The 13,130-nt window shown below is 46.6% G+C and carries 13 protein-coding genes; 8 read left to right on the plus strand and 5 right to left on the minus strand.

Going from position 1 to position 13,130, the window contains the following annotated elements; all coding sequences use genetic code 11:
• Positions 1 to 43 precede the first annotated feature (43 nt).
• The 4 genes from ASL11_RS05360 to ASL11_RS05375 all read right to left on the minus strand — a co-directional run bounded on the left by ASL11_RS05360 (position 44) and on the right by ASL11_RS05375 (position 4,196).
• Complete coding sequence (locus tag ASL11_RS05360) at positions 44 to 1,399, minus strand: dicarboxylate/amino acid:cation symporter (RefSeq protein ID WP_056610673.1); 1,356 nt, start codon at positions 1,397 to 1,399, stop codon at positions 44 to 46.
• Positions 1,400 to 1,577: 178 nt separating this feature from the next.
• Positions 1,578 to 2,345: a hypothetical protein gene (locus ASL11_RS05365; protein WP_056610677.1), complete on the minus strand. Its 768-nt coding sequence runs from the start codon at positions 2,343 to 2,345 to the stop codon at positions 1,578 to 1,580.
• 468 nt (positions 2,346 to 2,813) lie between these two features.
• Positions 2,814 to 3,230, minus strand: coding sequence for a hypothetical protein (locus ASL11_RS05370; RefSeq protein ID WP_056610680.1), 417 nt, complete (start codon positions 3,228 to 3,230; stop codon positions 2,814 to 2,816).
• A gap of 117 nt (positions 3,231 to 3,347) precedes the next feature.
• The gene (locus ASL11_RS05375; protein ID WP_056610683.1) at positions 3,348 to 4,196 is read right to left on the minus strand and encodes an inositol monophosphatase family protein; all 849 of its coding nucleotides are present in this window, start codon (positions 4,194 to 4,196) and stop codon (positions 3,348 to 3,350) included.
• Between the two features lie 168 nt (positions 4,197 to 4,364).
• Between ASL11_RS05375 and ASL11_RS05380 the strand changes: the two genes are divergently transcribed.
• Positions 4,365 to 5,330, plus strand: a complete 966-nt coding sequence (locus ASL11_RS05380; protein ID WP_056610687.1) for an aldolase catalytic domain-containing protein — start codon at positions 4,365 to 4,367, stop codon at positions 5,328 to 5,330.
• Positions 5,331 to 5,422: 92 nt separating this feature from the next.
• On the opposite strand, the gene ASL11_RS05385 is transcribed toward ASL11_RS05380, so the two are convergent.
• Entirely contained in the window at positions 5,423 to 5,746 is a 324-nt protein-coding gene (locus tag ASL11_RS05385; RefSeq protein WP_056610690.1) for a hypothetical protein, read from the minus strand.
• A gap of 184 nt (positions 5,747 to 5,930) precedes the next feature.
• Here ASL11_RS05385 and ASL11_RS05390 point away from each other — a divergent pair, with 184 nt between their 5' ends.
• From ASL11_RS05390 to ASL11_RS05420, 7 genes are all read left to right on the plus strand, one after another.
• The gene (locus ASL11_RS05390) at positions 5,931 to 7,025 is read left to right on the plus strand and encodes a GerAB/ArcD/ProY family transporter (RefSeq protein ID WP_056610692.1); all 1,095 of its coding nucleotides are present in this window, start codon (positions 5,931 to 5,933) and stop codon (positions 7,023 to 7,025) included.
• A 13-nt stretch (positions 7,026 to 7,038) separates the two neighbouring features.
• Positions 7,039 to 8,475, plus strand: a complete 1,437-nt coding sequence (locus tag ASL11_RS05395; protein ID WP_056610695.1) for a spore germination protein — start codon at positions 7,039 to 7,041, stop codon at positions 8,473 to 8,475.
• The gene (locus ASL11_RS05400) at positions 8,472 to 9,638 is read left to right on the plus strand and encodes a Ger(x)C family spore germination protein (protein ID WP_082595270.1); all 1,167 of its coding nucleotides are present in this window, start codon (positions 8,472 to 8,474) and stop codon (positions 9,636 to 9,638) included. The genes ASL11_RS05395 and ASL11_RS05400 overlap by 4 nt, the downstream gene beginning before the upstream one ends.
• On the plus strand, positions 9,638 to 9,847 hold the full coding sequence (locus ASL11_RS05405; protein ID WP_056610701.1) for a hypothetical protein: 210 nt from the start codon (positions 9,638 to 9,640) through the stop codon (positions 9,845 to 9,847). The genes ASL11_RS05400 and ASL11_RS05405 overlap by 1 nt, the downstream gene beginning before the upstream one ends.
• Positions 9,848 to 9,923: 76 nt before the next feature.
• Positions 9,924 to 10,793 (plus strand): PIG-L deacetylase family protein, encoded by an 870-nt coding sequence (locus ASL11_RS05410; protein ID WP_056610704.1) that lies wholly within the window; start codon positions 9,924 to 9,926, stop codon positions 10,791 to 10,793.
• A 47-nt stretch (positions 10,794 to 10,840) separates the two neighbouring features.
• Positions 10,841 to 11,581 (plus strand): response regulator transcription factor, encoded by a 741-nt coding sequence (locus tag ASL11_RS05415; protein ID WP_056610707.1) that lies wholly within the window; start codon positions 10,841 to 10,843, stop codon positions 11,579 to 11,581.
• Positions 11,578 to 12,942 carry a sensor histidine kinase gene (locus ASL11_RS05420; RefSeq protein ID WP_056610710.1) on the plus strand — a complete coding sequence of 455 codons (1,365 nt, stop codon included), beginning with the start codon at positions 11,578 to 11,580 and terminating at the stop codon, positions 12,940 to 12,942. Before ASL11_RS05415 ends, ASL11_RS05420 begins: the two co-directional genes overlap by 4 nt.
• Positions 12,943 to 13,130: the final 188 nt, after the last annotated feature.

Below are 13,130 nucleotides of genomic sequence, written 5' to 3' on the forward strand. Positions count from 1 at the left end.
ACACACACCCAAGGTGCTGTTCGTCTTTTTGCATGTCAATTTATTAAGCAGTTGCTAATTCCAACTCATCTTCCTCATCACGATCGAATGAAGCACGGTCGAATTCACCTTCGGATTCAGCTACAAGTAATGCTGTAACAGTTGTTCCCGTTGCATTAACAGCTGTACGACCCATGTCGATCAAGGCTTCAACGCCTAGAACTAGACCCATACCTTCAAGCGGCAAGCCAAGTGCAGTCAATACAACCGTTGTTGAGATGGATGCAGGACCTGGTACACCAGCTACCCCGATGGAAGAGATTACAGCTACTAGGATTAACAATAGATACTCAGAAATACCTAGTGGAAGATTGTATACTTTTGCTACGAAAATCGCTACTACCGCCGGCCAAACGCCGCCGCATCCGTTGAAGTTCATCGTTGCCCCAAGCGGTGCCACGAAGCTTGCGATACGCGGTGAAACGCGAAGGCGTTTCGTGATAACTTCCAAGTTCACAGGAAGTGTTGCATAGCTACTGCGTGTTGTAAAAGCAACAGCGATCGTCGGATATGCCTTTTTGAAGAATTTAATTGGATTCACTTTCGCTACCAGCAGCACAAGGCCACCGAATACCAAGACGAAGTGAATAATTAATGCCACGTAGGAAGTCAAAATGATTTTTGCTAACGGCTCCAATGTTTCCCAACCGTATTTAGCTGCCATAGCCGCGATCAACGCGTACACCCCATAAGGTGTCAAACGAATAACATACTTAACAACTTGGTGCATAACCGCAGCTGCTGAAGTAACGAAAGACTTCACGGATGCAACAGCTTCAGGTTTTTTGGAGCCTATGGATACGATCGCCACAGCTACGAAAATCGCGAAGATTAGAACCGGTACAACCTTACCACTCGCCATGTCGCTAATTGGATTGGATGGTACTAGATCCAAAATAACTTGGGAGAAAGTCGGAATTTCTTTGGCTTTAAAATCCTTCGGAACCGCTTGAGCGATCCCATTACCTGGATCAATCGCCAATGCCACAAGTAGACCGATCAAAGCTGCGATTCCCGTTGTGAGTAGGAACCAACCGATCGTTTTGAAACCCAATTTACGAAGTTGAGCCATGCTGGACAACGACGAAATACTGTTAATAACTAAAATAAATACCAGTGGCATAACAAGCATTTTGATCAGATTGACGTAAATCGTTCCGATCGTACTAACACTTTTGAATTGCAGACCTGCCTGATTGAAAATGACCCCTGCGATGATACCTAAACCTAAACCGATAAATACGCGGTTACCGAAACTGACTCTCTTTCTACCTAAAAAATAGATAAATCCAATCACTACTAATGATACGACTAAACTGACCCAGTTCGTTTGAAATGCACTAACTAAGTTGTTTTGCATGGTCAACATCTCCAATCCCTATTGGTTCACTTGGTTTAATTGTGATAAATATATGACAACTCACATAGGCTGTCAATGGTTACAATTTCCAGTTAACATAAAAAACCGAACATTCCTCCTATTTATACGAAGGTCGATTCGGCTTTAGTTCTTTTTTATAAAATTTCGTGTAAATTATCTACATCGTATGCTGATCATGAACGATAGCAACCACATACCACTGTGATCCTGTATATTCAAAAACAAGTCTTAAGCTGGTCCAATCCATACCTTGATACTGGGGATCGAAACCAGGGAAATGGTATTCAACTGTTATATAGGAAGACGTAGGATACACGCTGAACACATTGTTGATCATATTCCCTTTGCCAATAATAGAGTTATAGCTAATCTGTGGTGCGGCGGCAAAGTTAGCGTTATACACAAATTTTGCCCAATAGTTAGGAAATGTGAGGTCAATCGGATCACCTGAGCCATCGAAAGTGCCCCAATGCGTGAGACTTGAGCTAGCCCATAACGTCGCAAGATTGCTGCCTTGCACTTGAATGTCTGTCGCTGTGTGAATGTAGGAATATGGTGAGAATTGGACACCCTTCTGCGGATGCACGAGACCTGCAAGCTTCGATATATCCTTCTCCTTTAGTAGGGCCATCACTTCTTGGGCACGGGCTTCGATGACTTTCTTCGCATCTGCCGATGTCGAGAAGCTGGGAGGCGTTGCAGCTGGAGAAGGCTTCACGCTAGCTGTTGCCTGCGGCGTGGACGTCGCAACTGGTGTCGTTGGCACAGGGGAGGGCGACGAAGTGACACTCGTGGTTGGTTGCGTCGTTGTTGGCCCAGAGCTGCTCGTGCCCCCGTTTACCGTCATCTTTTCGCTGCAGCCTGCTAGTGCGCTGACCAAACTAACCAACACCACGGTGGTTACAATCTTCCACCTGCTTCCCATGAGAACCACTCCTTCTTCACATATCTTCCTTATTACAACAAACGTATGCAGGGTGAGAAAGGTTACCTTCTTTTCAACACTTTATGAAATAATGTTGGATAAGGGAAGAGCAACTATCGGAGCCCGGATATACGGTCTAAGGTGAAGCTGACTCGAGTTAAACAGCACAAAATAACTGGAAAATGTACAGCTATTCAAGGCAATCTCCCTACAATATTAGATTTAGATGGAAAAGGTACAGTTAATATCTCCAAATTTGGTCATGTGGACGGAAATCCCTGAATTTAACTGTAGGTAATCCATCTATTCTGTTTTTTGGAGGAAAAACTCTTGAATTAGCTGTAGAATATCCATCTATTCTTATAAGAAAAACAGTAGCCAGGCCAAAAAGCCCGAGGATCATACCCTCGAGCTATTATCATTGTCCACGATCAGTCCCGCTTCGCATCCTTCGACTACCACCGCCAGTTAAATACGAATACCGGCGCTAAAGTGATTGTAGTCATCCGCCGAAGGATCGAAAGCCGCCTCGTCATCGCTCGGTACCGCATCGCGGTCCGCTACCACCGCGGATGCGGCATAGCTGTCGGGCCAATCTTCATTCACGGTATGTGCCGGAATGCGAATGGAGCCCTCCAGGTCATACGCCATTGCGAAGGTGGCCTGCTCGGACTGCGTCTGCGGCCGATCCACGAGCCGTCCGCCGTGGGACTGAGAGATTTCGATGGCCGAGGTAATCTCCTGCGCATCTAGATGAATGTGCAACGTTGCGCGTTCCCCTTCCAGCAGCTCAGGCTTATAGCCGAGCTCTTCTAATGTGTCTAACGCCAGCAACGCATCTCGCGTTTGATCGAATTCAAAAAAGATAGGAACAAAGTCCTTCATCTAACAGCACCCTTTCTTCTAAAAGTTTTTCGCCAGAAAAACTAGCATCGTAAGCATAAGCTCAAATGGAAAGTCTGCCATTAGGTTTGACCAATTGTTCCTATCCTATTCGAAAACCTATTTCGACGTCGTCATCAGTGCCTTTTGAACGAGCTGGAGCAGCTCGGCGTGGTAGGCCGGTACAGCGGCGACCAAATAGATAGCTCCGTCCGTCACCGCTTCCTCTACGACTGCTGTGCCACCGAGCAAAGCTACCGGATTCCCCGCGAAATCCGTCACTTTCACACCAGCCTCCTGCGCAAGCAGTAAGCCAGCATAGAGATCCTCCCCTTCGGAGTTGTACAGAACAACCCCGTGCAGATCTCCTCTGGCCAGTATCGCCCATACAATGGAAGGCGCCCATAAGCGCATCACTCTTTTGACCGAATACTCCAGATGATGTCGGAGCGCTAATGCCCGCTGATCGTCTTTCGTTACGGCATGCCCTTGAATCCATGAAACGGTAGACTTCGTTAGTGCACCGCTAGGCCTCGCCAGCAACCGCCTGTCACCTTGCCAAGCTCCTTCATCTTGAACAGCCACATAAGTCAGTTCCATGGCCGAATCATGTACGACACCCAGTACAATCCGACCTTGATAACTCAATGAAATGGAAACACCGTACAAGGGGATGCCCAGTGCGAAATTGTTCGTCCCATCCAAGGGATCCACGTGCCACACCCAATCACTTGCTGATCCACCCTCACCCGCTTCTTCACTATAGATGCGATGAGTCGGAAACACACTCAGGATGTCATCCACGATAAGACGATCCGCCTGCACATCCACCTCTGTCACGAGATCACCACGCTCATCTTTGTGCTCAAGGATGAATTGACCACCAAAACGTTTCTTGGCCAATTCACCTGCTTTCACAGCTGCTCCTACAGCAACCTCTCTTGCTAATGTCCATTCGTTCCGATTCATTCCGTGCATCCTCCTCACGTGATCACTTCTGTCCCTTCCATATTACCATATCCTACCTAGAAAAGTTGCGTGAAAGCCTATGCTTGCATTGACAAGCCACCTGTTCATAAGTGATAATATAGCAAAATCAGAAGGCGACAAGAGCTGTCGAAAGGGGTATTTGCGAGTATGGTAAAGCATCATCAACACAAGATTTTGGATTGTACGATTCGAGACGGCGGTTTAGTTAACGATTGGGATTTTAGCGTGGAGTTTGTCCAAGATATGTATCGCGGCTTGAGCGCTGCCGGCGTAGAATATATGGAAATTGGTTACAAAAACTCAGAAAAGTTACTAAAAGGCGGATCATCCGGCCCTTGGAGATTCCTAAACGAATCCTTCTTGCGTGATGTTATCACCAAAAAAACAGATACAAAACTATCCGCTCTTGTTGATATCGGACGTGTGGATGAGAAAGATATTTTGCCTCGTGAAGACAGCTTACTTGACCTGATCCGCGTTGCTTGTTACATCAAGGATGTTGATAAAGGTCTTGAGCTTGTTCAGAAATTCCATGACATGGGTTACGAAACATCCCTGAACATCATGGCGCTTTCCCACGTAATGGAGAACGAATTAACGGAAGCCTTTGAAGAAATCAACAAAAGCGCAGTTGACGTTGTTTATGTCGTAGATTCTTACGGCAGCATGGGCAGCAAAGATATTGACTACCTAGTATCCAAATTCCAACGCTTACTTCCTGAGAAGGAGCTAGGCTTGCATATGCATAACAACATGCAGCTTGCTTTCGCTAACACGATCACAGGAGCCTCCAAAGGTGTAACTTTCTTGGATTCATCCGTATACGGTATGGGTCGCGCTGCTGGTAACTGTACGACTGAATTGTTGCTCAGCCACCTCAAAGGTGCACGCTACGATGTACGTCCTGTTCTTGAAATCATTGAGAAGCATATGATTACAATGCGTGAGAAATGGGATTGGGGCTACCTCATTCCATACATGATCGTTGGTGCACTAGACGAGCACCCTCGTACAGCAATGGCCTTGCTTGACTCAGCTGAAAGAAATAATTTCACTGATTTCTACGATCGTTTAACTTCCGTAGAAACATTCCCATCTGCAAGTAAGAAATAATCAACGTAACCTCAACAACCCCTACTCGCCAGTTCAGGAAAGATTAGCTCCTGACTGCACGACTAGGGGTTTTTTGCACCACATGGAAACCATTACTTGATAATTTTTGCCGAAACGACATAGTTTTCTGCGTATGCCCGATCGATTAAGAAAATGAAGTCCTCCCTTTCTCTACGACTGAGACTCCTTCTCGGAAGCACCTCGATATAATCACTATCAATGAGCATTGTACATTTCTCATCCGTATAGATTAACCCATTTTCTAAGCGTTTCATGGCTTCCATCATAACTTCCCGTGATTTTAAATCCCCAAGAATTTCCACGTAAACTTTAGCAGTAGCATCACGATCTTGGAGTAAAATCACTACCTTGTGTTTGACTTTAATGCGCTCCTTCTTTTTGGGAGATATGCTCATAGGTTCTACTCCTTCATTACGTCGTCTATGGACTTATTTTATGTCGACATAGGGTCATGTGGACTAGGCTAATGGACGATTTCACTATCTATTCTGTATGACCTCAGGTGTTTAAAGGCAAGGAAGGATATTTTTTCCCTAATTTGAAAATAGTAAGATCATTAGCACGTCAGGGGGGTTCTGTGTGATTCAAGTGCTCTCGACATGGCAAACATTCTGTCTGATGTTTTTATTCCAGTTGGGTACAACCATTGTATTTGGCTTCGCTGGCGGTGCTAAGCAGGACGCTTGGTTAGCTGCCCTAATCAGTGCCACCATTGGAATAGGCATCGTATGGATGTTTTCTCGTATTTATGAACGCAATCCAGGTGAAACCTTGGTTTCTCTGCTTCAAATAACCTTCGGCAAGTATGTAGGCCACCTGTTAACCACTCTCTATATTTTTGCTTTTATTTACGAATCGGGGCGTATTCTAAGGGATTTAGGTGAGTTAATGAGCACATTTCTACTCCCAAGTACACCAGCCCCGTTCTTAATGCTGCTACTTGTCTCATTAGTTGCTTATGCTTGTTATGCTGGGATTGAACGAATTGCTCGGTTAGCTGAACTCAGTATTATCATCGTTTTTTTGTTTACCTGCATCCAACTCATTTTGCTTTTCTTCTCGGATGCCATTGACTTCTCGTGGCTGCTGCCTGTTGCATCGGATTGGCGAAGCATTGGTGTAACGATATTCCCACTAGGCTTAACAACAACCTTCGGTGAAGTTATCATCTTCGCCGTATTCTGGAAATTAACTGTCAGCCCTAGCAAGTTTCGTAAGGCTGCGTTGTACTCCTCCCTTCTAGTCGGCACTGTTTTTGTCGTACTTGATCTTATTGCCGTTAGTACGCTGGGACCTGACCTGTTCTACCGTTCCTTTTATCCGCTGCTCACCAGCTTTCAGTTGATCCGAATCGCCGATTTCATCGACAATTTGGATCCCTTTGTCGTAACAACTTTCATTACAGGCGGCTTGTTCAAAATCATTCTGTACGCCTATGCGGCATGCACAACAATCACCATGCAGTGGAGAACGGAAAATCATCGCGCGGTTATTATACCGGTCGCTTTACTGATTTGGTTTATTTCCATCTACACCGCCAAAAACATTGCCAGCCATATTTTTGTAGGCCTGAAGGTTGTTCCTTGGATTATTGAACTCCCTTTATTCGTCGTAATCCCATTGGTTATTTTCATCCTGAACGGGGTATTCAAAAAACGCAGCGTAGGGAGCTAAGGAGGGAAATCGGATGCAACAAACACCCGTTGATGAAGCCATCGATATCGCTCAGCTGCAAGCTGATATCAATCAGCAGCTTGATCACGATCCAGATTTAGTCTTTGTACACATCCGTTCTACCCTTATCGCTTACATCTCAGGCTTGGTTGACGCAGAGCGGATTGAACGCGAGATAACCAAACCCTTATCTGAAGCGCAGCCAACAACAGGAACGCTCTCCTCCTACCTGCTAACGCCGGAAGTCAAACAAACCAATCTCTTTGAAACGTTGATTGATAGTCTGCTCATTGGCTTTGTTGTGATCGCTGAGCAAGGGGAGATGCAAGTACTATTGGCCAATTTGGCCCGCTTGCCACATCGGAGTATTGAACAGCCTGAAACAGAATCAGGTGTCCGCGGCCCCAGGGAGGGCTTTACAGAACATTTGGAAACGAATGTTGCCTTACTTCGACGTCGTTTAAAAACAGATAAAATGCGGATCAAAACCTGGCAAATCGGCGCGCTCAGCCAAACGGAAGTACGGCTCATTTATTTGGATGGTATCGCGGATCAAGAAATTGTCGATGAAATCATGAAGCGGTTATCCGCTATTCATATTGATGCCGTACTGGAGAGCAGCTATATCGAAGAACTGATTCGGGATAATCCCTTCAGTATTTTCCCTACCATGGAATACACGGAAAGGCCCGATGTGGTGGCAGGCGCTCTCCTAGAAGGGAAAGTCTCTATATTCACCAATAATACGCCTTTCGTGTTAATTGCTCCTTTTCAATTCTGGTCGGCTTTTCAGTCCAGTGAAGACTACTACTTGATGTTCACCAGTGCAACCTTCATACGGTTTATTCGCTCTTTGTCTATCATTCTGGCTCTACTATTGCCTTCTCTCTATGTGGCCATTACAACCTTCCATCCTGAAATGCTGCCGACGAATTTACTGCTTGCTGTTGCAGGAGCCCGTGAAGCCTCCCCTTTCCCTGCTATGGTCGAGGCCCTCATCATGGAAATTACATTCGAAGCACTCCGCGAAGCGATACTTCGGTTACCGCGCGTCATGGGACAAACCGTCAGTATCGTCGGCGCTCTCGTCATCGGACAAGCAGTTGTACAAGCAGGTATCGTATCGACCCCCATGGTCATCGTTGTTTCAGTGACGGGAATCGCTTCCTTTATGATTCCACGCTATAACATGACTTTTTCCATTCGAATCATGCGCTTGCTGCTGCTCTTGCTTGCAGGTACGCTCGGCTTCGTCGGAATTCTGCTGGGACTGTTTACACTTGCCCTCTATTTGACGGGAATCCGTTCCGTTGGCGTTCCCTACCTATCTCCGATTGGACCTTTGCGATTAAAAGGACTGCGGGACTTTCTAGTTCGTTCTCCGCATTGGATCCTTGACCGTGATCTGGTTACAACTCCGCCAGAGGCGGATACCAAGAGGCACGAATGATGAGAAAAATGAGTCAACTAATGACATATACGATGATTCTTATCCTTCTAACGGGGTGCTGGGATCGCAAAGAAATTAATGACATTGCCATCATTCAGCTTTCCGCATTTGATCTGATGGCGGATACAGGCAAGTACCGTGGTTATGTTCAGATTGCGATTCCTAAATCAATTGGCGCAGGCCAATTGACCACAAGTGGTGGCACGCAACAGAAGACGTACATGCCCCTCGTCGATTATGGCGACAATATGGAGGCCATGACCGTGAAGCTAGAGCGCAAACTTTCAAGAGATGTGTTGCCTTCACACCGTAGGATCTTCATGGTTGGAGAATCATTAGCCCGGCAAAACATGGCACCCTTGCTAGATTTGATTTCAAGAAATCCAAAAAATCGTTTGCGCACCTATCTTGTTATTGCTCGGGATACCGATGCCAAAAGTCTCGTCGAGACGGAGTACCCCTTGGAAGCCACAAAGGAAGAAGCCTTGCGTGAAATCATCGTTCGAAAAATGGTGGTCCCTTCGATGCTCCGCAATTTCTATGCCTCCTCCGCCGCTACCGGTATTGAGCCCATTGCGGCTGCGTTCTCCAAAGATAAAGATGGTAAAATTCTTTTGAACAGTGTCGCCTTGTTTAATAGAACCGCTTTGGTAGGCTATGTAGACGACATGCAAGCTGTTGCGCTAACGAGCCTGTTAGGCAAAAAGCCCTTCGGCGACGTGGAGGTAGCTCTCCCTGACCAGAAAAATAAACTGTCTGTTCGAGTCACTACGTTAAATGTTAAGAAACGAGTGGAAATCTCCGGTGAGCAACCGCATTTTATTATGGATATTACAGCAACTGGCCGTATTATGGACAATAATTCGAATCTGGATCCAAGTGATCCCGCTATTATGGAGAAGCTTAATGCATCTTTTCAAGAGCAAATTACGAAGATATATCAGAAGCTTTTTCACACCCTGCAAACGACCTACAAGACGGACAACGCCGGTCTCGGACAATCTGTCTATCGGAAGTATCCAAAGCTGTGGAAAAAAATCGAGAAGGACTGGGAAACTATCTTCCCTGAAGTAGACGTCCAGTTTAAGGTTGCCGCTAATATTTATCAAATCGGTGTTCAAGGCGCTCCTTATTACTTAAGAGAGGATGAGATTAGTCAATAATGTGGATTAAATTGACCGCACTTACGATTCCATCCATCCTCATTGCCATCCAGCAAATGACCTATTGGACGAAACAGGGAAAAGGAAACCGCAGACAAGCGATTGTCTTTCTCATCTGGATGATCATTGCTTGGGGGATTGGTTGCGCCTTTATCGGCGGATTCCGTCTTCCAGAACCTACAAAACCCTTATTCCCTGGCTGGGAGTAGGTCGGGTTAACACGCATCCGCTTCTGCCCACATACATTAATCTCATTGATTAATGTAATCGTGGGAGGAATTGCGTTTGAAGAAATATCCGGTTGATTTACTTATATTTGCCCCACATCCTGATGATGAAATACTAGGGACAGCTGGCACGATCATGGACGCCATTGCCTGCGGCAAAAGAGTTCATGTCGTGTTCTTCACGAATGGTGATGGCTACCCGGAAGCGGCTACCCTATTATTCGGTAAGCCTCCAGAAGAGCTAGGGCCAGCTCATTACTTGGAGCTGGCCCGTATACGCCAGCAAGAGGCTCTGGCAGCCGCGGCGCTGATCGGGCTTCGCCCACAGGATCTGACGTTCCTCGGCTATCCAGATGCCGGTCTGAGCCGCGTATATGCCACTACGGGCGCTATGCCGCCCTTTCAGCAGCGTTTTACGCAGCGGCAGGCAACCTACGGCGGGCTCGTGCCTGATTTTCACACGATGTATTACGGCTGCCCCGCACCGTATCGGAAGGCTTATGCCCTCGGTGATACGAAGGCATTAATCGCGACGCTGCAGCCCAAAGAGATCTATGTCACGGATGCCGCTGATACCCATCTCGACCATGGGGCAACTCATGCTTTCGTCATGGAAGCCATCCTGCAAACTGGGTATATGGGTGCGGTCTATACGTATTTGATCCATAGCGGTGCAGAATCTCAGTGGCCATGGCCACGCGGCATCACGCCTGAGCTTCCTTTCGAAGCGCATCTTGTAGAGGGACATCGCGTTCCGTTGAACGTACCTTGGCCGCCGCCGATCCGCCGGCCACTGACATTGGCTCAGGCCTATTGCAAGTGGCAGGCGTTGCTTGCTTACCGTACGCAGATTCCAGTTGAACCAGAGTTTCTACAATCTTTTATCAAATGCGAAGAGATTTTCTGGACACCGAATCCATACAAATAAATGCCGCTGCCTGTATCCAGTGGCTTTGGGAGTGAATATGAGCCGCTATGAGCCGCATTTTGCTAATTGAAGATGAAGAACGTATTGCCCGTGTGCTGCAGTTAGAGCTTGAGCATGAAGGCTATGAGGTACTTATTTGTGGGGATGGGCGATCTGGACTTCAAGCTGCCTTGAGCGAAGAAGGATGGGATCTCATCCTTCTTGACGTTATGCTCCCAGAGCTCAATGGACTTGAGGTTCTAAGGCGCCTTCGACAGGTCAATGCCTCGCTGCCTGTCATTCTGTTGACTGCGCGCGATGCCATCCCTGATCGTGTCAGTGGACTGGATCAGGGCGCTAACGACTATGTTACAAAGCCTTTTGCCACTGTAGAACTGCTTGCGCGCATTCGCAGTCTACTCCGGCAGAAGAGCCTGCAAGAGCAAGTGCCCGAACAGGATCATTTGCTGAAAATCGATGAGCTTACGATGGATTTGAAGAGCCGTGCGGTCTCGCGTGAGGGCACTGCCATTGAGCTGACGCCAACGGAGTTTGATTTGCTGCGCTTCCTGATCCAGCATCAGAATGAGGTGATGTCGCGTGAGCAAATTATTACCGAGGTGTGGGGCTATGATTTTATCGGGGATACGAATGTTGTCGATGTGTATATTCGTTATTTACGCCAGAAAGTGGACAAGCCCTTCTCCACCAAGCTAATTCAGACGATTCGTGGCATCGGATATTTAATTAAAGCGGAAAAGACGGATTCAGAAGGCAACTCCTCCTCCGATGGGCAGGAATCTGTATGAGCCTGAGACTAAAAATTACGTTGTGGGTATCAATCGGTTTGATGGTGGTCCTATTCTTCAGCTTTACTTTTGTATATTACATGTTTATCCGCGTGACTACGAAGGGTGAAATTGACCTTTTGAAGGATAAAGCCAGCGCTTTGTTGTTGAAGGATCTACCTAACCATCCCGAGTATTGGAAAGATAATATGCAAATGGATGAGCTGCTCATCCCACAAGAAATGCTGCGATATATTACACCAGACTCGAAGGTCGCACATGAGATTTATTCCGATACGAATCTTGCCAGTTACCCAGCAATCTATTCGACTAAGGCGTCTGAGGCCTTATTAACTGATGCAGATGGCATCATACTATTCGTTCGGACACCCGTGTTCAAAGACGGAAAACAAGTAGCCCTCTTAGAAATAGGACGCAGCCTGCGAAGACTTGGCACATACTCCGAAATGTTGATCTCGATTCTTGTCCTGACTTCCATTGGTGCGCTTATCTTGGCTCTGATTGGGGGTTATTTTTATACGAATGTGCTGTTTCGACCCCTTAAACAATTCATTGCTACCATGCAAAACATTGAGGAAAGCGGTTCATTCCGTCATATTACACTGCCTGCCAACCAAGCTAATGATGAACTGATGATGCTTGGCAACACCTTCAACCGCATGATTGACAGGCTGCAAGATATGTTTCGTAAACAGGAGCAATTCCTCGCCGATGCTTCTCATGAGCTGCGAACCCCGCTCACGATTATTGAAAGCTATGCGAGTCTCTTGCGGAGATGGGCTTCCAGCAATGATCAATTGCGGGAAGAGGCCCTAGAAGCCATCGTATCTGAGTCTGCCCAGCTGAAGCTGCTCACGCAAAACCTGCTTTCACTCACGAATACAAACCGTACAAATTGTGAGCAGAATACAGAATTCGACCTTATTCCATTAGTAGAGCAAACTGCCGCGTCTCTCCGCGTCACTTCTTCCCGTGAGATTCGTGTACAGTCCGAGCTCAATATGAAAGAACTTCCGATGACGGGGGATCCCTATCAGATCAGGCAATTGCTTATTATTTTGATAGACAACGCGTTAAAATATAGCCAGAAGATCGTGGATATCCGCATCTGTTTGCAAGAGAAACAGGTGATTATCAAAGTCATGGATCAAGGAATTGGCATCGCGGAAGAGGACCTCCCCCACGTCTTTGACCGCTTCTATCGGTCTGATAAAGCTAGGAACCGTAAGCAAGGAGGAGCAGGTCTTGGGCTCGCTATTGCCCAGCATATTGTGCAAAAACATCAAGGAACCATAGAGCTCCTAAGCAGTCTAGGACTAGGCTCCACGGCCGTTGTAACGCTTCCACAATCCTGTCAATAAGAACATTATAAGGGGATTCTCATCATTCTCTCAGAATTGGGCTTTCCCCCTGATATAGCGCGATTTACAAGGTTGCATGGTAAATAATAGGGCAATTTTCATCTGGTATACTGAGTCTCAGGTGGACAACCACATCGCAAGGTTACTCAATTAAGAGTCAACTGACCAAGATTCTTGCGGATATTCAT

Origin of the sequence: Paenibacillus sp. Soil750 (assembly GCF_001428045.1) — a bacterium.
In the GTDB taxonomy this organism is placed as follows: domain Bacteria; phylum Bacillota; class Bacilli; order Paenibacillales; family NBRC-103111; genus Paenibacillus_E; species Paenibacillus_E allorhizoplanae.